This is a genomic window from Rhizobium sp. S152, from assembly GCF_030380735.1.
Lineage (GTDB): Bacteria > Pseudomonadota > Alphaproteobacteria > Rhizobiales > Rhizobiaceae > Rhizobium.
The window spans coordinates 47,608-67,041 of the sequence record NZ_JAUDRZ010000009.1 but is presented as its reverse complement, the minus strand read 5'-3'; the positions used below and the strand labels follow the sequence as shown (position 1 = coordinate 67,041).

The window sequence follows — 19,434 nt, the reverse complement described above, 5'->3', positions numbered from 1 at the left end:
AGGATAGGCCGCGAGGGGGACAGCGTGACGCCTGAAGACCGGATACATGCGCTTGGCATATGGAATGGTCCGATCGATATCTCGGCGATCACGGGAGGCATCACCAACCGCAACTATCTGGTTCGCGACGGCACGGTGAAGCGGGTCGTGCGGCTCGGCGACGACATCCCCGTCCACCACATCAGCCGATCGAACGAACTGGCGGCAAGCAAGGCGGCGCATGCGGCCGGGCTTTCGCCTGCTGTGATCCATCATGCGCCGGGCGTGCTGGTGCTCGATTATGTCGATTCAAGAGCGCTGACACCGGACGATCTGCGCGACACCGGGACGCTAGAGCGCGTGATTCCTCTGGTGCGCGCCTGTCATCACGATATCGCACGCGAATTTCGCGGCACGGCCACGATATTCTGGGTGTTTCACGTGGTGCGCGACTATATCGCGACGCTCGATGCCGCCGGCAGCCCGTATCATCAGCTGTTTTCTGATCTCCTCGCGAGGGCGGAGCGGCTGGAGCAGGCGGCCGGGCCGTTCGAGATCGCCTTTGGCCATAACGACATGCTGGCCGCCAACTTTCTCGACGACGGCAAAAGGCTCTGGTTGATCGACTGGGACTATGCCGGCTTCAACACGCCACTCTTCGATCTCGGCGGGCTCGCCTCCAACAACGAGTTTTCCGAGGATGCCGAGCGGGCGATGCTTGAGGCCTATTACCAGGCGCCGCTGACGCCGGATCTCTGGCGACGCTACCGGGCGATGAAATGCGCCTCGCTGTTGCGTGAGATGCTGTGGAGCATGGTGTCGGAAATCCATTCGACCATCGACTTCGACTACGCCGCCTATACCGCCGAAAACCGCGCGCGCTTCGAACGCGCCTATGCCGAACAGGATCAATGACATGACGAAGGAATTGCCCAAGACCGCCAAGGTTGTCGTCATCGGCGGCGGCATCATCGGCTGCTCGACGGCCTATCATCTCGGCAAGCTCGGCTGGACCGATACCGTGCTCTTGGAGCGCAAGAAGCTGACATCAGGCACGACCTTCCATGCCGCGGGGCTCGTCGGCCAGCTCAGGACCAGCGCCAATATCACCCAGCTGCTCGGCTATTCCGTCGATCTCTACAAGCGGCTGGAGGCCGAGACCGGGCTAGGCACCGGCTGGAAGATGAATGGCGGCTTGCGGCTCGCCTGCAACGAGGAGCGCTGGACGGAGGTGAAGCGGCAGGCGACCACGGCGCAGTCCTTCGGGCTCGACATGCAGCTTCTGACGCCGCAGGAAGCCTTCGACCTCTGGCCACTGATGACAACAGACGACCTGATCGGCGCTGCTTACCTGCCGACCGACGGCCAAGCCAATCCCTCCGACATCACGCAGGCGCTAGCCAAGGGCGCGCGCATGGCGGGCGTCTCGATCTTCGAGGATACCGAGGTGATCGACCTAGAGATCGACAAGGGGAGTATCCGCGCCGTGATCACCGAGCACGGCCGCATCGAATGCGAGTGTGTCGTCGTCTGCGCCGGGCAATGGACACGCAATTTCGCGGCGCGCTTTGGCGTCAACGTGCCGCTGGTCTCGGTCGAGCACCAGTACATCATCACCGAATCCTTCGGCGTGCCATCCAACCTGCCAACGTTGCGCGATCCAGACCGACTGACCTATTACAAGGAAGAGGTGGGCGGCATCGTGATGGGCGGCTACGAGCCGAACCCGATCCCCTGGGCGACATCGGGCATTCCCGAGGGCTTCCACTACACGCTGCTCGACAGCAATTTCGACCATTTCGAGCAGATCATGGAGCAGGCCCTTGGCCGCGTGCCGGCGCTTGAAAATGTCGGCGTCAAGCAGCTGTTGAACGGGCCGGAGAGCTTTACGCCCGATGGTAACTTCATTCTCGGCGAAGCGCCGGAACTCAAGAACTTCTTCGTCGGCGCCGGCTTCAACGCCTTCGGCATCGCGTCGGCCGGCGGCGCGGGCATGGCACTCGCCGAGTGGGTGGCGAAGGGCGAGCCGCCCTACGATCTCTGGCCTGTCGATATCCGCCGCTTCGGCCGCCCGCATTTCGATACGGACTGGGTGCGCACCCGCACGCTGGAGGCCTATGGCAAGCACTACACGCTGGCCTTTCCTTTCGAGGAGTATTCCAGCGGCCGCCCCTGCCGCAAGTCGCCGCTCTACGACCGGCTGAAGGCGCAGGGCGCCTGCTTCGGCGAGAAGCTCGGCTGGGAGCGGCCGAACTGGTTCGCCGACCTCTTCGCCAACGAGGAGCCGAAGGACGTCTACAGCTACGAGAGGCAGAACTGGTTCGAGGCGGTGGGTCGCGAGCACAGAGCGGTGCGCGAGGCAGCCGTCATCTTCGACCAGACATCGTTCGCCAAGTTCACGCTGAAGGGCCGCGACGCGGAAGCGGCACTCTCCTGGATCGCAGCCAATGACGTCGCCAAGCCGGTGGGCTCGCTCGTCTACACGCAGATGCTGAACGACAAGGGCGGTATCGAGTGCGATCTCACCTGCGCCCGCATTGCCGAGGACGAATATTACATCGTCACCGGCACCGGTTTTGCCACGCATGACTTCGACTGGATCGCACGCAATATTCCTGATGATATGCACGCGGAACTCATCGACGTGACCTCGGCCTATTCGGTGCTTTCGCTGATGGGGCCGAATGCGCGCGCGGTGCTGGAGGCAGTGACATCAAGCGACGTCTCCAACGCCGCCTTCGCCTTCGGGCGTGTGAAAACCGTAGGCATCGCGGGCTGCCCGGCGCGGGCGTTGCGCATCACCTATGTCGGGGAGCTCGGCTACGAGCTGCATGTGCCGATCGAATACGTTACCACCGTCTACGACGCACTGATGGCGGCCGGAAATGCGTTTCATCTCGTCAATGCCGGCTACCGCGCGATCGAGAGCTGCCGGCTAGAGAAGGGATATCGCGCCTGGGGCTCGGATATCGGGCCTGATCATACGCCCATCGAAGCGGGGCTCGGCTGGGCGGTGAAGACCAGGAAGACCACGCCGTTTCGTGGCCGCGAGGCGATCGAGCGGCAGCTTGTCTCAGGCGTGAAAAAGATGCTCGCCTGCTTCGTGCCTGACGACCCGGATATCGTGCTGCTTGGTCGAGAGACGATCTACCGCGACGGCAAGCGCGTCGGCTGGCTATCGAGCGGCGGCTTCGGCCACACCGTCGGCAAGGCCATCGGCTACGGCTATGTTCGCAACGCCGAGGGGGTCACGGAGGATTTCGTGCTTTCAGGCGTCTACGAGCTTGATGTCGCCCGCATGCGCGTGCCGTGCAAGGTGTCCTTGAAGCCGCTCTACGATCCCGACATGGCGAGGGTAAAGGCCTGATCGCCTTCCCCGCCCCCATCAAAACAGCGGCAGCTTGTTGTCCTGGATGAGGATTTCCAGCTTGTTCGCCACATCCTCGGTCCAGGCTAGGTTTTCCGTCAGCGCGGCGGGGAAAAGGCCGGGCAGGGAGAAGAGGGCGAGCGAGACGGCGTCACCGTTGCGAGGAATATCGGCCAGTCTTTCCACGATTTCGGCGGCGCGAGGGTCGCGTAGTTCGTAGCTCTTGCCGTTGCGATCGATGCCGAGCGCATAACGCATCCAGGCGGCGACGGCGATGGCGTAGGTTTCGGCCTTGCTACCATCGGCCAGTGCTTCCGTGGCCGGCTCCAGCAGGCGCTGCGGCAGCTTCTGGGTGCCGTCCATGGCGATCTGGTAGGTGCGGTGGGCGATCGCCTTGTTTGCAAAGCGCGCTATCAATTCGTCGGCATAGACTTCCAGATCGATGCCTGGGACCGGACCGAGCGTGGCTGCGGCGGCGTTCATGTGGCGGCGGGCAAGGGCGGCTAAGCCTGCGTCGTCCATGACGTCGCGGATGAATTCATAGCCGCCGATGTAACCGAGATAGGCGAGCAGCGAATGCGCGCCGTTCAGCATGCGCAGTTTCATCTTCTCATAGGCAGAGACATCCTCGACCATCAGCGCGCCGGCCTTTTCCCAGGCGGGGCGGCCATTTGCGAAACGGTCCTCGATGACCCATTGGGTGAAGGGTTCTGTCTCGATCGCGGCGAGATCGACACGGCCGGTCAGTACCTCGGCGTCGCGATACGTGGCGTCGGTGCTGGCGGGCGTGATGCGGTCGACCATGGTCGAGGGGAACGGAACGTTCTCCTCGATCCACGCTCTGAGCTCGGGATCGACACGGCCGGAGAAATCGAGGACGAGGCGCTTGAGCACCGCGCCGTTGCTTGGCAGGTTGTCGCAGCTGAGAGGGGTGAACGGCGCGATACCCTTGGCACGGCGCCGGGCGAGGCCCTCGATGAGATAGCCGATGACGCCGCGGGGCGCGTGGCGGTTTGCGAGGTCGGCGGCAATATCCGCATGCTGGAGATCCAGACCGCCGGTGGCGGCATCGAAGCCATAAGCCTTCTCCGTCACGGTCAGGCTGACGATGCGGATGGCGGGGTCTTCGAGCCGCGCCAGCAGCTCACTCGGGTTGCGGGTGGCGACATGCGCCTTGAGGATTGGCCCCATGACATGCGCGACAGTGCCTTCCGTGTCGCGCACCAGCATCGTGTAGAGGCCGTTCTGCTCATTGAGGTGATCGGCGACATCGGCGGTGCGCAGGCTTGCCACCTCGATCCCCCAATCTCCACCGGCAAGCGCCAGCGCCGCATCGGTATAGGGCGCGACGTGGGCGCGAAAGAAGGCGCCGGGGCCAAGATGCAGGATTCCCGGATTCAGCGCCGTGCGATCAAAAGCAGGCAGCCTGGCGGTTGCCGCGAGGCCAGTCAGGCTCTTCAGTCGTTCGCTCACAGCTTGTAGGCCTTCTTGGCGTTGCCGTAGGAGAGGTCGGCGGCGGCGTTTGCCGCATCTTTGCGCGAGATCCGGTGCTCAGCCGCCAGCGTCGCCAGGAAGCCGCAGACCTCGCGGCGCCAGACATCGTGACGGGCGGGGATAGAGAGCAGTGCGCGCGTATCGTCGTTGAAGCCGGCCATGTTGGCGAAGCCTGCCGTCTCGACCACCTGGTCGAGATAGCGGCGAATGCCGGCCGGGCTGTCATGGAACCACCACGGCGGGCCGATCATCAGGCAGGGCCAGTGGCCGGCCATCGGCGCCAGTTCGCGGGCGTAGGTCGTTTCGTCGAGCGTGAAGAGCAGGACGCGAAGACCCGGCGCATGACCGTATTTCGCGAGAAGCGCCGAGAGCCCGCCGACCCAACCGGTCGGCGTCGGGATATCGGCGCCCATGTTCGGTCCGCGCGTCTGGAAGAGTTCGCGGTCTGTGTTGCGGCGCGAGCCGGCGTGGATCTGCATGACCATGCCGTCTTCCGCCGAAAGCCCAGCCATTTCGGTGAGCATCTGGCCACGGAAGAGCTCGGCTTCGCCAGTCTCGAGCGTGCCCTTGTGCGCCCGGTCGAGCAGCCGCTGCTTGTCCGACAGCGGCAGATCGGCGGTGAAGGCGGTGGGCACGCCGTGGTCGGTCGCGGTGGCGCCGAACTGTCGGAAATAGGCGCGGCGCTTGCGATGCGCGTCGATCAGGTCATCCCAGCGCGTGACATCGCAACCGGTGAGCTCGCCGAGTTTCACGAGGTTTTCGCGGAAGCCGACGGCATCGGGGTCGGTCACGCTATCGGGGCGATAGGTGGTGCGGACCCGGCCGATCCAGCCGTCCTCTGCCATCTTCTGATGGTGCGGGAGCTGATCGAGCGCGCCCTCGGTGGTGGCGATCGTCTCGATGCCGAAACGCTTATGGAGCGCGCGCGGGCGGAACTCCGGCAGCGCAAGCTGCGCGTTGATATGATCGTAGAGCGCGTCGGCATTCTCAGGCGTCAGCGGCTCCTCGCAACCGAGCACGGCCGACATGGCGTGATCGACCCAGAGGCTGGACGGCGTGCCGCGGAAGAGATGGTAGTGTGCGGCGAAGGTGCGCCAGATGGCGCGGCCGGAGGCAACCGGCTTGCCGTCGAGGCGGGGAACGCCGAGATCGTCGAGCTTGACGCCGACGCTATGCAGCATGCGGAAGAGATAGTGATCGGGAATGACGAGCAGCGAGGCGGCATCCTCGAAGGGCTTGTCGTCGGCGAACCAGGAGGGTTCGGTATGCCCATGCGGGCTGACGATCGGGAGAGCGCTTACGCTCTCGTAAAGCTCGCGTGCGATTGATCGCGTTGCCGGATCGGCTGGAAAGAGCCGGTCCGGATGCAGAAATCCATTGCCAACATCCATCAGTATTCCTCCCTTTACGTTACCGGCCTAGCGCACAAAAAAAGAAGCGGCAAGGGCTTTTAGTAACTAAACGGTTCACTTTATGAATCCGCAGGCGCCTCTCTCGAAACGATTGACCTTGCGACCTATTTCCGCTTTGGAGAGCAAAACGACTTGGCCGGTTCACAGGGCCGGTTACGGAAGGAGAGCTCGATGTCCAATGAGACGGATCGCATCACCCATCTCGAGGAAACCATTGCCCACCAGGCAAAGACGATCGAGGAACTGTCCGACCAGCTGACGGAGCAGTGGAAGGTGGTGGAGCAGACGCGCGCCAAGCTGGACCGGCTGACGGAACGCTTTCTTTCGCTCGAGGAGCAATCGCTGGAGGCACCGGCGATCACGCGGCCGCCGCACTACTGATCGCGGCAACCTTGCTCTTTGCCGCCGATATCCCTATATCAGCGCTGCGAGGACGACCTCCCCCTTAAGGGCAAAAACTCGGGACGACCCGAACTATCCCACAGGGGTTATTCATGCGATCCACATCCGACCGTATTCGTCACGCCGTCAGCTTTGAAATCATCGGTCTTGCGTTGATCACGCCGCTCGGCGCCTTTGCCTTCGGCATGCCCGTCGCCGATATCGGCGTCGTGGGCGTTGCCAGCGCCACGATCGCGACGGGCTGGAACTACCTTTACAATCTCGGCTTCGACCATGTGATGCAGCGCCTGACCGGCAGCACGCAGAAGAGCCTTGCCGTGCGCGTACTTCACTCGGTGCTGTTCGAGGGCGGCCTGCTTCTGGCGCTGCTGCCGTTGATCGCCTGGTATCTCGGCGTCAGCCTGCTACAGGCCTTCATGATGGACGTGTCCTTCGCGCTCTTCTATCTGGTCTACGCCTTCGTCTTCAACCTGGCCTACGACCGGATTTTTCCGCTGCCGGACTGGCAGCAGGAACCAGACGCCGTGCGCGGCTGAGACGATACGCTCGTTTTGCTGACGGCGAACCCGCGCTTGGACGACAGGAATCGATATTTCGATGGGAACGGTTCCGCGTGGGCGCGGTTTGCGCTATAGCGCCAGAAGAACATTCCGAACGAAAGACGACAGCATGGCCGCGACGATCCGTTACCACGAAGGCGATATCTCAACGGCGGATGCCGCCCGTTACACCGGCGCGGTCGCGATCGACACCGAAACGCTCGGGCTGGTGCCACGCCGCGACCGTCTCTGCGTGGTTCAACTCTCTCCGGGCGATGGCACCGCCGACGTCATCCGCATCGCAGCCGGGCAGAAAGACGCGCCGAACCTTGTGGCGCTGCTGGCGGATCCGACGCATCAGAAGATCTTCCACTACGGCCGCTTCGACATCGCGGTTCTATTCAACGCCTTTGGCGTGACCACGCAGCCGGTGTTCTGCACCAAGATCGCCTCGCGGCTTTGCCGGACTTATACCGACCGGCATGGCCTCAAGGACAATCTCAAGGAGATGCTCGAGGTCGATATTTCCAAGACGCAGCAATCCTCGGACTGGGGTGCCGAGACGCTGTCGCAGGCGCAGCTCGAATATGCGGCTTCCGACGTGCTCTATCTGCACGCGCTGCGCGACAAGCTGACCCATCGCCTGCTCCGAGACGGCCGGTTCGACCACGCCACTGCCTGCTTCGAATTCCTGCCGACCCGTGCAAAGCTTGATCTTCTTGGCTGGGAAGAGACAGATATCTTCGCTCATAGCTGAGCAGACGGACGGCCCTATGAGCGCTCCTCGTAGGCGGAAATCCGCCGTTAGGGCTTTATTAACCTCGGCCCATTAGGCTTTTATTCAATATTTAGCATTCCGTGACGCGATGCGCGGCGGCGGACGATCCCGCCGATGGAATGCAATGGGTCGCATGATGCCGCCTTTCCCGTGATCTGCTTTCACCGCACTTACGACAGAAGGAGCATTCCATGTTGACTCCGGTTCGTGCAGCGTCAAATGCAAGCTTTTCCTTGCAGGCACAGAGGGCAGCTATCAGCACTGACGGCATCGTACACAGCGCGGCAGCAGTCGTGCCTGCACAGCCGATCGAGGGCGGCGATCTCAACTCGGCGATTGCCGGCAAGCTCAACGTACTGCTGCTGGCCGTGCGGGTTCGCATGGTGGAAGCCCTTCTCGATGTTCTCGATAGCAGCGGCGACGCGCTTGCCGCGCCGCGCGGAGAGGACGAAACGCCGCTCGCCTTCGCTTCGCGGCTTGCCGACGCAATCGAGAAGCTGCCCCCGGCCAAGATCGAAGCCGTCGAACGACAGCTTGCCGCGCAAGGGCAGGCCATTCCGCTTCGCCTGCTCGCGGAAGCATTGAAGAACCCGGCCGGACCGGAAGCCGCCAGGATCGCCGCCTATCTCGAGGCGACACGCTCCAAGGATCGCGATCTGGCCACGCGTGCCGTCGTTCGATCCTACGGCCAGAACGACGGTTCACCGCTGCGGCCGGAGCAGCGCGCGGAGATCGATATTCAGCGCGGCAATCTCTGGCAGACCGCTCGACCCGTGCCACCCCGCGTCGACGGCAACGAACCCAAGGCGAGCGTCGACAAGCCCGCAGCCAATATTGCAACCACCAGCGCGGCGGCTGCCTACGCCGAGACCACAGTGGCAGAACAGACAGCCATGCCGGTCAAGCCGGTGACCAGCGCGCAGCAGGGCCTGACTGAAAATGCCGGCCCGGCGCGCGGCGGCGTCGAGGCACAGGAAACGGATCAGGCCGAATTTATGCTACCCGCCCCTGTCGCCGATGCCGAAAACACCGATCAGGTGCAGCCGCGGCTCGCCGCAGGCGATCCGATCATCCCGAAGACCTGGCCCGCCATTCCGGCATCCATGACAGACGAGAAGGCGGATCTTATCGTTGCCATCATCCGCGACCAGGAGGCCGAAGTTCTGCTCGAGGCGGTTGATACCGACGCGCCTCTGGAAGATACGACTGCCGGCGATGTCCAGGAGCTACCTGCTGCCCGATTGCCGGAGGCCGCAGTGCCGCGCGAGGGGATAGCCAAGCAGGCAGCTGTGCTCGCGCAGCAACCTGCCCAGCCGACCGAGGCCGCAGCGCTTGAGGCCGCCAAACGGCAGGCGGTCACGCCGGAGCCGGCACATGCGGCGGCGAAGGAAATGATCGACTCGACCTACCTCCCCGTAATGATGAAGGTCGTCGAAGGCGTGCCCTATGCGCCGGCGCCGTATCAGTTCGCCAAGGACGAGGCTGAGGATACGGGTTCGCGTGAGATGTATCGCGAGGACCACGACAGCGGTTCGGAAGGCGACGAAGAGGAGCAGGCCGAGCCTCAGGGTGAGGAAGCAACGGTGCTCGCCGCCGAAGAGCGAGCGCCGCCCGAACCGAACATAGCCGCGTCGGAAATAGCGGCACCGGCCCCCTCCAATCATCTGCTTCTCCCTGCACCCGGCCCCGCCATGCAACCGATCCCCGACGAGGCCTATGCGCGCTATCGCCGCCTTGTCGGCTGGGAGTAAAAGCTTTCGACCTCCTCCCAAGAGACCGAAAACAAAGAACCCGCCGGATCGCTCCGGCGGGTTCTTTTATTTCTTCAAGCCTTGGCGGCTGGCGATTATTCGCCGCGGTTCTTCAGAGCCGCGCCGAGGATGTCGCCGAGCGAAGCGCCACTATCGGACGAACCGAACTGAGCAACGGCTTCCTTCTCTTCTGCGATCTCGAGAGCCTTGATCGACAGCATGACCTTGCGGTCCTTCTTGGAGAAGTTGGTGACGCGAGCGTCAACCGTCTGGCCAACCGAGAAGCGCTCCGGACGCTGGTCGTCGCGGTCGCGAGCGAGGTCAGCGCGGCGGATGAACGAGACGATGTCTTCGTGCTCGACCAGCTTCACTTCGATGCCACCGTCGTTGACGGCGATGACTTCAGCCGAAACGACAGCGTTCTTGCGCAGGTCGCCGGAAGCAGCGGCTTCGCCGACAGCATCCTTGCCGAGCTGCTTGATGCCGAGCGAGATACGCTCCTTTTCGACATCCACGTCGAGAACGACAGCCTTGACGACGTCGCCCTTGTTGAACTCTTCGATGACCTGTTCGCCCGGACGGTTCCAGTCGAGATCCGACAGGTGAACCATGCCGTCGACGTCGCCGTCGAGACCAATGAACAGGCCAAATTCGGTCTTGTTCTTGACTTCGCCTTCGACTTCAGTGCCGGCCGGATGGTTGCGAGCGAATGCCGCCCACGGATTTTCCAGGGTCTGCTTGAGGCCGAGCGAAATACGACGCTTGGACGGATCGACTTCGAGAACGACGACTTCGACTTCCTGGCTCGTGGACAGGATCTTGCCGGGGTGTACGTTCTTCTTGGTCCAGGACATTTCCGAGATGTGGATCAGGCCTTCGATGCCCGGCTCCAGCTCGACGAACGCACCGTAGTCGGTGATGTTCGTGACAGTACCGGAGATCTTCTTGCCTTCCGGATACTTGGCCTGGATGCCATCCCACGGATCCGACTCGAGCTGCTTCATGCCGAGCGAGATGCGGTGGGTTTCCTGGTTGATGCGGATGATCTGAACCTTGACCTGCTGGCCGATGGACAGGATTTCCGACGGATGGTTCACACGGCGCCATGCCATGTCGGTGACGTGCAGCAGGCCGTCGATGCCGCCGAGGTCAACGAACGCACCGTAGTCGGTGATGTTCTTGACGACGCCGTCAACAACCTGGCCTTCTTCGAGGTTCTGAACGATTTCAGAACGCTGCTCGGCACGGGATTCTTCCAGAACCGTACGACGCGATACGACGATGTTGCCGCGACGCTTGTCCATCTTGAGGATTTCGAAGGGCTGCGGGTTGTGCATCAGCGGGGTAACGTCGCGGATCGGACGGATGTCGACCTGCGAACGCGGAAGGAAGGCAATCGCGCCGTCGAGGTCAACCGTGAAGCCGCCCTTGACCTGGTTGAAGATAACGCCTTCAACGCGCTCGCCAGCTTCGAACTTGGCTTCGAGCTTGACCCAGCTCTCTTCGCGGCGAGCCTTTTCGCGCGACAGAACAGCTTCGCCGAGAGCGTTTTCGATGCGCTCAACGTAAACTTCGACTTCGTCGCCGACCTTGAGCGTGCCGTCCTTGGCCTTGGCGCCGAATTCCTTCAGCAGAATGCGACCTTCGACCTTGAGGCCGACGTCGACAACGGCGGAGTCCTTCTCGATTGCCGTTACGATACCCTTGGTAACATAGCCTTCAGCCAGATCGTTCTTGGCAAAGGATTCTTCCAGAAGGGCCGCGAAATCTTCGCGAGAGGGAGTAGCTACTGACATGTAATCTCCTGCGTGTCCGGATCTTTGGACACGTATGCGCCGGTTGGTTCGTGTTGAATGAGCCTGATCCCCGTCCGCCCTCTCATCGAAGGCAATCCGGCGCTTGGACGGAATTTCAGGCTTGTCTTTCGAGGCGGACCGGGCAAAGCCCTGACGGAACACCTCAATCACTAATTTCGGTTCAAGGCCGCATCGATGACCGATTTCGCAGCTTGAAACGCGGCTTCTATACTCATTTCCGACGTATCAAGCAAGTGCGCGTCTTCGGCTGGTTTCAAAGGGCTGTCGGCCCGTCCCATGTCGCGTTCGTCGCGTCGCTTGACGTCTTCGAAAATCGCCGCGAAATCGGCGGCGATCCCTTTTGCCTTGATCTCGTCGAAACGGCGCCTTGCGCGCACTTCGGCCGACGCCGTCACATAAAGCTTCACCGGTGCATCGGGGCAGACCACCGTTCCGATGTCGCGCCCGTCGAGCACCGTGCCCGGCGTGCGCTCCGAAAACTTGCGCTGCGCCTCGACCAGCGCGCGGCGCACCGACGGCATCACCGCGATCTTCGAGGCGGCTTCGCCGATCTCGTGCTTCGACAGGATATCGCGATCGAGGCCTGACAGTTCAACCTCGCGGGCCATTTTTTCCGCCGTAAGCTCATCATCGAGTGGCAGGCCGGCATCGAGCAGCGCCTTGGCGGTGGCGCGGTAGGTCAAGCCGGTGTCGAGATGGTGGAAGCCATAGGTCTCGGCGATGCGGCGCGACAGCGTGCCTTTGCCGGCCGCGGCCGGTCCATCGATGGCGATGGTGAAACTGGTCATCGTGCAATTATTCCGTGGTCAGTCCGCCATAGCGGCGGACAAGATCAATCATATCGTTCTGTGCCGGCAGTTCGCCGAGCCCCGCGGCCACGCCTTCGCGATCGGCAACCGGCCGGTTCTGGCTGACCTTCCATTTTCCCTCGATCGAAGCAATCTCGATCTCGATGCCGACGATGCCCTTCATCTGGGCGCGGATGAAATCATCCGGCGCGTCGCTGACCGACCAGGGTTTTTGGCGGGTCTCCTCGTGCTGGCCGGTGAGCGCGGCGATCTGTGCGGCCAACCACTCCACATCCTCGACGACGCGCGCGGGACCCCTCGCCTGGACGATGGCGTAGTTCCACGTCGGCACCACCTTGCCGGTCTCCTGCTTGGTCTTGTACCAGGAGGGCGTCACATAGGCGTCGGCGCCCTGGAAGACCGCCAGCACATCGGCGCCGGCGGCGATATCGCGCCATTGCGGATTGGCCTTGGCGAGGTGCAGGCGCAACGTCCCCTTGGCCGAGGCTGTTGGATCGAGGTGAAACGGCACGGCATTGGCAACGAGGCCGGACGCACCCGCCGTGATCAGCATCCCCAGGGGATGTGCTCGGATCAGCGCGTGCTGGACGTCCCGATCGTCTTCGCGAAAATGCGGTGGCTGATACATTGGCGGCGACCTATCCAAAGCGTCGGGTTGATGCCGACTGGCGTTGCGGAGACACAATGGCGGCTCACTAGCACAAAGCGCGGCGCCGGTCATCGCCTGCTTCAAAGTTTAGCTTTGACATGGAAGCCCGCAACGATTATGGGGACCGGCTTATAAATTCCGAACAGAACGCCGGTTTTAACGGCATTTGCCGAATCTAGGTTCGGCCATTCTCACGAGGCAAACAGTGGCGAAAGCGGAACTTGGAACCAAGCGTACCGATCCGGAAACCGGCAAGAAATTCTACGACCTGAACCGGGATCCGATCGTTTCTCCCTATACGGGCAAGTCCTACCCCCTCTCCTACTTCGAGGAAACGTCTGCTGCTGCAGCCGCCGAGGCCGCGCAGGACGACGAGGAAATCACCGAAGTCGATACCGAAAACACGGAAGTCGAGATGGTCTCGCTCGAGGACGCCGATGAAGGCGCATCCGGCGACGATATCCCCGACATGGGCGACGACGACGTCGAAATCGAAGGCGACGACGACGACGATACCTTCCTCGAAGCTGACGAAGACGACGATGACGACGACATGAGCGACATCATCGGCGTGACCGGCGACGAAGAAGACGTTTGATTTCGAACAAGGATCGGCCCGGGCGAGAAAAATTCACCGGGCCGATCTCTTTTAGGCTTGCCATCTGCGAAAACCGCAAGTAATAAGCCGCCACTTCCCGAGGACAAGCGCTTCGCGAAGCATCCCAGGCCCGGCAAAAACCGGTCCACCCTGATGGGGCTATAGCTCAGCTGGGAGAGCGCTTGCATGGCATGCAAGAGGTCAGCGGTTCGATCCCGCTTAGCTCCACCAATTTCCCAGGCTTCATGATTTTATAGATATATCAATCACTTGATGGCGGATTTAGTAAAGTTCTCCGACCAATTCCTGCCAACATTTCCGACACGTTTCGTTCCCGTCAACAAAACCCTCGGTATCATGCGGTTATTTCCATCAAACCGGCTCCGAATTATTGCACTGCCACAGCAGCCGCTGAAGAACGCGGCAGGACAGGATTGGGCTGCTGTACTCGCTATGAATTCCTCCGTTGGCCTAACCCATGCACCGCACACCCTCATTACTATCGAGAGGATTGCCTCCGCAGAGGTGTCGAATCTTGGGCCTCACATTGACGCCCGCACGGATGGATCGGAGTGCCTCGCGTTTAGCATCAATCTCGACCGCAACACGATATTGGCTTATTTGAATCATGCACGGCGGTCGATGCGCACCGTGGACGGCCTAAGCGAGACTGAGCGGAGGACGCGCGGCATTGTTTTTGCCGGTGAGCTGTTTCGAGACTTTGAGCGCAGGGTCTTCATGATCATTGTAGCCGCCCACCTAGCCAACCCGACAAGAGTCTCGTTAAGCCGCGTCATTTCGCAGAACGTCGGAGGCGGCCTAATGTCCGAGTCGTTCAAAATTCCATTCGTGGCGAGTGATCGAGCGCAAACCTTCAACCTTCAATCGTATGCCGCAAAAGATGTATTCGCTTTCATCGAGAACAGACCCGCGGCTATCGAAGGGGTGCCGCAATCGCAGTTCATGAAGGGTCTGAGCTATCTGTCGCACACGTTCCGGCGCGATACCGACGCCTCAATGGTCAACCTATTGTGGTCGCTGGCCGCTATAGAAGCGTTGCTGTCTGGTGAGGCGTCTGAAAAAGCGAACATCGGCGTTCTGGAGCTTCGCCTGCGGGCATTGATAGGCACGGCCCTGTCAGGTGAGGTCATCGGAGCGTTCCGTGACCTCTACAAATATCGGAATGCGCTGTTTCACGGTAACGTAACGGTACCGTTCTCATTCGACGATCGCAACATGTTTGGTTTCGGAGAAGTAAAACATTCGAACACCATGCCGTTCAAGTTTTCTCTATTTTCCTACAGCCTCGCGGTCAAAATTCTCCAGCGGTTCTTCGAGCTTGGAAAGCATGATGTCCGATATGACTTGACCGTAGCATCAAGCTAGCTCGTTGTACCGGCACAGGGTCCCAGGCCTTAGCGTTCTATTTCTCCTGCTGCCTGATTTGATCAAGCCGATGGTCTGGGCGTTTAGCCAGAGAGAACTTGCTCTTGCGACTGCGCCATTCTTCACGTAATCGAGTTGGAATGGTCGAAGTCGAAGCGACCCCGGATATGGGACAAGACCTCCACAACCTCCCCAGTTCCATTATGTTAGTCGTGGTCGCGGTATCGGCCTCAGAAAGCTCGACATGCTCTCTCAACGTGTCGCCATTCCAGAAGCAGACAATCGCCCCGCCCAGAGCCACTACTGGAACAGACTCAGAATATTCTTGGGCGCCGAATTCGCAATGGAGAGCGATTGGATGGCCAGCTGCTGCTGACTCTGTTGCGCCGAGAGCCTGGACGATTCCTCCTCCATGTCAGCATCCACCAGCCGCCCGATGCCGGACTCGATCGAATCATGCAGGGCATGGGCGAAACTACTCTGGATTTCGACGCGCTTGCTCATCGAACCCAGGACGGATGCCGCCCCCGTCAGGCGGTGCGTCACGGTTTCGAGGTAGCTGATGTAGGTTCCCACCAACTTGGGGTTCTGGACGATATCGATGTCCATGAAGTTCAGACGCGGGATTGGCTCGATGTTGACGGATATGCCGGTGAAGCCGATGGCTGATTTCTCGCCGGATTTTCTGTTCTGCAGCACATCGGTCCGGACACTGACGCCGCCGGAACCGTTGTCCTCGATGATCACGTCGGGGCGCGTGACAAAAGAGTTGAGAAGCGTGGCCATCTCCTCGGCCGTTTCGACCTTGCCTGTCGTTTTACCAAGCAAGGTATCTACGTAATCCTTGTCGAAGATGAAATCGGAGCCGTCACCGTCCACGCCGAAATGCAGACTGACGACGACGCCCTGCGCAACGCGGAAGGGTTCGAAATCGAGCGTCATCGACGAACTGCGATGACCGAAAACCGTACCGCCGGTGTCGTGAAATCCGCCATTGCCCGCAATCGTCGTCTGCAGATTCGAGATCTTGAAAGACGACCCGTCCTTGGATGCATCGGCAACCCTGAAAATGCCGATGTCGTCGATTGTCGGAACCAGGATGACGTTCTGGTTCGGTGGGTCCGGATGCACGAAATTGCCGGCTCGGGCATTGGCGCCGACCGCCTGCAGGGCATAATTTATGACAGCGGTGTAATCGACGTAGGTCTCGATATGGCCATCCAGAACACCCAGCGCCTGATTGACAGTTGATTGGTCGATTTTGACGTGAGCCGTCGTTCCGAGGTCGTAGGGACCGGGAATCCCATCGGCCGGATTGTCGGCGTCGACGGTAACGTCGAAGGAAATCTCGTCGCCAGCGCCGAAATCCATCGGCCCGGTAAAATGGAAAATAAAGCCGGTGGCGGGCGTGCCACCCGTATTGCCGGCGCTCGACGTGCTCATGACCTCGTTGTCGTCATAATAGGACGCGTAGCGCAGACCGCCAATCGTGCCGAGATATCTGGGGTCAGCCTGCAGTATGCCGCCGCCGGTGGAGTTGAACAGCGACACCTGGGCGAGATCGAAGTCGGCCGTGACGATCGAGACATTGTTATCGGCGTCGCGAACGAAGGCGGCGGTCACCGACGTCATGGAGTCCGCAGTGTCATAGATATCCTCGATATCCGTATCGAGGTAGCTGACGCCGTTATAGGTAGAGGCCTTCACGACCGTCTGCACCTGCTGTTTCAGTTGGTCGAGATCGGTCTGGATTTTTGCCTTATCGGTGCCGGCTTCCTTGGCGGCTACCAGCTTGGCCTTCATGTCTCCGACGATATCGATGACCTGATCCACGCCGTGGTAGGCGGTGTCGAGCTTGGCCGCCGAAAGCCCCAGGGCATCTGAAACGGCGGAAACCGCCTTGTTGTCCGACCTCATGGTGGTGGCAATCGCCCAATAGGCAGCATTGTCGGACGCCGTCGCGATGCGCAGACCAGATGAGACCCGGGCTTCCGTTTTGTTCAGCCCTGAGTTGATCTGGCGAAGGGTCTGAAGGGCCGTAGAAGCAGATGTATTCTTAAGAATGGAAGTCATTAAACCGGAGAAACTAAACCACAGATTACGACAGGCTTTAAATCCGGCGCATCATGCAGCCTATGACTGCTAAATTACGAATATGTTGGTTAACATAGGATTGATTTGAAAGGCTAAATCTAAGTAAAGACCTATACGCATAGGTTGCGTCAATATGTTTTAACTGCAAGACGTGCTAGAGAATGACCTTTGTACGATTTCGGCACTTGGCAATCGGTCCGGCAAAACGCGTATGCCTTCGCGCCCGCCGGTACCGCTTTGAGAATTGGCAGATATGACCCGAGAGAGGCGTAAGCGAATCATTCTGGTGCGCAGGAGATCGACAGGGATCGCATTGGCTGGCGCCATATCGTTTCTTGCGGGGATGACCGACGCCACCGGGTTGCTTCTGAGCGGCGATTTCGTGTCCTTCATGACTGGCAACACGACGCGGGCAGCGCTTGCGATTGGCACCGGAGACCTCCCCCATGCGGTGATTCTGATCTCGGCGATCATCGTTTTCGTGCTCGGCAATGCCGGCGGAATCGTGCTGGCGCATTTCGTGCGCCGCCGGGTGTTCGCGGTTCTTGCGACAGTCGGCGTGCTGCTGGCGCTCGCCTCCACCCTCTCGGCCGACAGCCTGGCGATGCCGCGCTTCTATCTGATGGTGGCGTCGATGGGCGCCGTCAACGCGGCTGTCGAACATATCGAGGGCCTGCCGATCGGGCTGACCTATGTCACAGGCGCGCTCTCGCGCTTCGGGCGCGGCATCGGCCGGTGGATCATCGGTGACCGCAGACTGGAGTGGACGATTCAGATCGTGCCGTGGATCGGTATGTTGGCCGGCGCGGTCGCGGGCGCCTTCCTGACGCAGGCAGCCGGCACGCGCGCGCTTTGGGTGGTCTCTGCCTTTGCCATTATGATCGCAGCAGCAGCCCTTTTCATACCGACGCGGCTGCAGCGGCGCTTCAACCAGATGGCGTTGCCACGCGCACAGACAGACACGCGTTAATCCGCAGACCCTGTGTTCCCATCGAATCAGCTAGAACACGGCGATAGATCATAAGGAGCGCGCCGTGTTTGTCTTTTCGAAGCTCGTCTGGATATTCGGTCAGCCGCTATCGCTGGCATTCGCCTTTCTGCTCGTAGCGCTGCTGACGGGACTGCTTCGGTGGCGGGCGCTCAGCCTCGGCTCGTCAACGCTCGCCGCGTTGATCCTTTTCGTGACGCTTTACACCACGGTCGGCAACTATCTGCTGCAGGGACTGGAGGAGCGTTTTCCCAAGCCTCAGGATCCGCAAGAGCTGCAGTGCATGATCGTGCTCGGCGGCGGCTTCGAAAACGAGGTGAATACGGCGCGGCATGGCATCGAGATGAATGCGGGCGGCGACCGGTTCATCGAGGCGCTGCGGTTGGCGCGGAAATATCCGCAGTCACGCATCCTGGTTTCGGGCGGAGACGGATCGATGTCGGGCGTCTATGAGGGCGATGCCGTGATGTCTGGCCGGTTCTTTCCGTTGTTCGGCGTCCCCAAGGAACGGCTGGTCGAGGAGACGACCTCGCGCACGACCTTCGAGAATGCCGCCAATACCAAGGATCTGCTCGCGGCCAGCGGTCTGTCCGATTGCCTGCTGATCACATCGGGTTATCACATGCCGCGCTCGGTCGGCATCTTCCGCAAGCTCGGCATCGGCGTGGTGCCATGGCCGACGGACTACCGTACGGATGGACGGGAGAGACTGGGTCTCGATTTCACGCAGCCGAGCCGCAACGCGCAGAACCTGGCAACGGCAATCCGTGAATGGTTCGGACTTGTGGGCTATTACATGGTCGGACGGACGTCGGAACTCTATCCGGGCTGACCGTTCGCCCCATCGTGGTCATTTCTTCGAAATGGTCACGAATTTGGTGCCGCGCACGCGTGTCGTGACGATGCAGGGCTCCTTTTCCTTGTCGGCATCCGGGCGGTCGCAGAAGCGCGGGTGCATCTTCATGGCCATGACCATGTTGCCGAAGCGCTTGACGAAATCGTAGCCATAGATCTGTGCCGTGGCGATCATGAAGTAGCCACCCTCGGCCACCTGGAGATAGAAGTTGTAGGTGCAGCCGTCGTCGTTGCACTGAGGCCCCTTGCGCCCATCGCAGGTCAATTCGCCTTCATTGACAACCGCATCGATCAGGCCGTCATTGTTGATGTCCTGACGCGTGACGAAGCCATCGGAGAACTCGACCTTGGTGCATTGCTCCTGGAAATGCTTCTTCTCATATATCTCCGGATCGGAGATCAGATCCTGTTGGGCAAAAGCCGCCGCCGGGGCAATAACGAAGGCAATAAGGTTCAGCGCGATCAGGAGCGTTTTCACGGGGTTCTCTTTTGGTCGGATAAGGACGCTATTGATCG

General features: G+C 60.8%; 16 protein-coding genes, 1 tRNA gene and 2 pseudogenes. 11 read left to right on the top strand and 8 right to left on the bottom strand.

Going from position 1 to position 19,434, the window contains the following annotated elements; genetic code table 11:
* Positions 1-24 precede the first annotated feature (24 nt).
* Both QTL95_RS13235 and QTL95_RS13230 read left to right on the top strand, forming a co-directional pair.
* The gene (locus QTL95_RS13235; protein WP_289720431.1) at positions 25-894 is read left to right on the top strand and encodes a phosphotransferase; all 870 of its coding nucleotides are present in this window, start codon (positions 25-27) and stop codon (positions 892-894) included.
* 1 nt (position 895) lies between these two features.
* Positions 896-3,346, top strand: coding sequence for a GcvT family protein (locus QTL95_RS13230; protein WP_289720430.1), 2,451 nt, complete (start codon positions 896-898; stop codon positions 3,344-3,346).
* 18 nt (positions 3,347-3,364) lie between these two features.
* Here the strand turns inward: QTL95_RS13230 and QTL95_RS13225 are convergent, their stop codons facing one another.
* Positions 3,365-4,819, bottom strand: a complete 1,455-nt coding sequence (locus tag QTL95_RS13225) for a mannitol dehydrogenase family protein (RefSeq protein WP_289720429.1) — start codon at positions 4,817-4,819, stop codon at positions 3,365-3,367.
* The gene (gene uxaC, locus QTL95_RS13220; protein WP_289720428.1) at positions 4,816-6,231 is read right to left on the bottom strand and encodes a glucuronate isomerase; all 1,416 of its coding nucleotides are present in this window, start codon (positions 6,229-6,231) and stop codon (positions 4,816-4,818) included. The genes QTL95_RS13225 and uxaC overlap by 4 nt, the downstream gene beginning before the upstream one ends.
* A gap of 192 nt (positions 6,232-6,423) precedes the next feature.
* Here uxaC and QTL95_RS13215 point away from each other — a divergent pair, with 192 nt between their 5' ends.
* The 4 genes from QTL95_RS13215 (at position 6,424) to QTL95_RS13200 (ending at position 9,722) form a co-directional block, all read left to right on the top strand.
* Positions 6,424-6,633, top strand: coding sequence for a SlyX family protein (locus tag QTL95_RS13215; protein WP_289720427.1), 210 nt, complete (start codon positions 6,424-6,426; stop codon positions 6,631-6,633).
* Positions 6,634-6,746: 113 nt separating this feature from the next.
* Positions 6,747-7,190 carry a PACE efflux transporter gene (locus QTL95_RS13210; RefSeq protein WP_289720426.1) on the top strand — a complete coding sequence of 148 codons (444 nt, stop codon included), beginning with the start codon at positions 6,747-6,749 and terminating at the stop codon, positions 7,188-7,190.
* 133 nt (positions 7,191-7,323) lie between these two features.
* The gene (locus QTL95_RS13205) at positions 7,324-7,950 is read left to right on the top strand and encodes a ribonuclease D (protein WP_289720425.1); all 627 of its coding nucleotides are present in this window, start codon (positions 7,324-7,326) and stop codon (positions 7,948-7,950) included.
* 212 nt (positions 7,951-8,162) lie between these two features.
* Entirely contained in the window at positions 8,163-9,722 is a 1,560-nt protein-coding gene (locus QTL95_RS13200; protein ID WP_289720424.1) for a hypothetical protein, read from the top strand.
* A 95-nt stretch (positions 9,723-9,817) separates the two neighbouring features.
* Here the strand turns inward: QTL95_RS13200 and rpsA are convergent, their stop codons facing one another.
* The 3 genes from rpsA to QTL95_RS13185 form a co-directional block, all read right to left on the bottom strand.
* Entirely contained in the window at positions 9,818-11,518 is a 1,701-nt protein-coding gene (gene rpsA, locus QTL95_RS13195; protein WP_112427734.1) for a 30S ribosomal protein S1, read from the bottom strand.
* Between the two features lie 170 nt (positions 11,519-11,688).
* The gene (gene cmk, locus QTL95_RS13190; protein ID WP_289720423.1) at positions 11,689-12,327 is read right to left on the bottom strand and encodes a (d)CMP kinase; all 639 of its coding nucleotides are present in this window, start codon (positions 12,325-12,327) and stop codon (positions 11,689-11,691) included.
* Between the two features lie 7 nt (positions 12,328-12,334).
* The gene (locus QTL95_RS13185; protein ID WP_289720422.1) at positions 12,335-12,976 is read right to left on the bottom strand and encodes an FMN-binding negative transcriptional regulator; all 642 of its coding nucleotides are present in this window, start codon (positions 12,974-12,976) and stop codon (positions 12,335-12,337) included.
* 226 nt (positions 12,977-13,202) lie between these two features.
* On the opposite strand from QTL95_RS13185, the gene QTL95_RS13180 reads away from it, so the two are divergent.
* The 3 genes from QTL95_RS13180 to QTL95_RS13170 all read left to right on the top strand — a co-directional run bounded on the left by QTL95_RS13180 (position 13,203) and on the right by QTL95_RS13170 (position 14,981).
* Positions 13,203-13,595 (top strand): TIGR02300 family protein, encoded by a 393-nt coding sequence (locus tag QTL95_RS13180; RefSeq protein ID WP_037188578.1) that lies wholly within the window; start codon positions 13,203-13,205, stop codon positions 13,593-13,595.
* A 155-nt stretch (positions 13,596-13,750) separates the two neighbouring features.
* Positions 13,751-13,826 (top strand) — tRNA-Ala (locus tag QTL95_RS13175).
* Between the two features lie 42 nt (positions 13,827-13,868).
* Positions 13,869-14,981 (top strand): hypothetical protein, encoded by a 1,113-nt coding sequence (locus QTL95_RS13170; protein WP_289720421.1) that lies wholly within the window; start codon positions 13,869-13,871, stop codon positions 14,979-14,981.
* Positions 14,982-15,281: 300 nt separating this feature from the next.
* Here QTL95_RS13170 and QTL95_RS28755 read toward each other — a convergent pair.
* Both QTL95_RS28755 and QTL95_RS28750 read right to left on the bottom strand, forming a co-directional pair.
* Positions 15,282-15,545: pseudogene (locus tag QTL95_RS28755) on the bottom strand (flagellin); the annotation flags it as partial.
* A gap of 1,164 nt (positions 15,546-16,709) precedes the next feature.
* Positions 16,710-17,054 (bottom strand): annotated as a pseudogene (locus tag QTL95_RS28750) (flagellin N-terminal helical domain-containing protein); the annotation flags it as partial.
* A gap of 274 nt (positions 17,055-17,328) precedes the next feature.
* On the opposite strand from QTL95_RS28750, the gene QTL95_RS13160 reads away from it, so the two are divergent.
* Positions 17,329-18,045, top strand: coding sequence for a YoaK family protein (locus QTL95_RS13160; RefSeq protein WP_289720419.1), 717 nt, complete (start codon positions 17,329-17,331; stop codon positions 18,043-18,045).
* A gap of 64 nt (positions 18,046-18,109) precedes the next feature.
* Complete coding sequence (locus QTL95_RS13155) at positions 18,110-18,895, top strand: YdcF family protein (protein WP_289720418.1); 786 nt, start codon at positions 18,110-18,112, stop codon at positions 18,893-18,895.
* Positions 18,896-18,913: 18 nt separating this feature from the next.
* Here QTL95_RS13155 and QTL95_RS13150 read toward each other — a convergent pair whose 3' ends face one another.
* Positions 18,914-19,396 (bottom strand): hypothetical protein, encoded by a 483-nt coding sequence (locus tag QTL95_RS13150; protein WP_289720417.1) that lies wholly within the window; start codon positions 19,394-19,396, stop codon positions 18,914-18,916.
* Between the last annotated feature and the right edge of the window lie 38 nt (positions 19,397-19,434).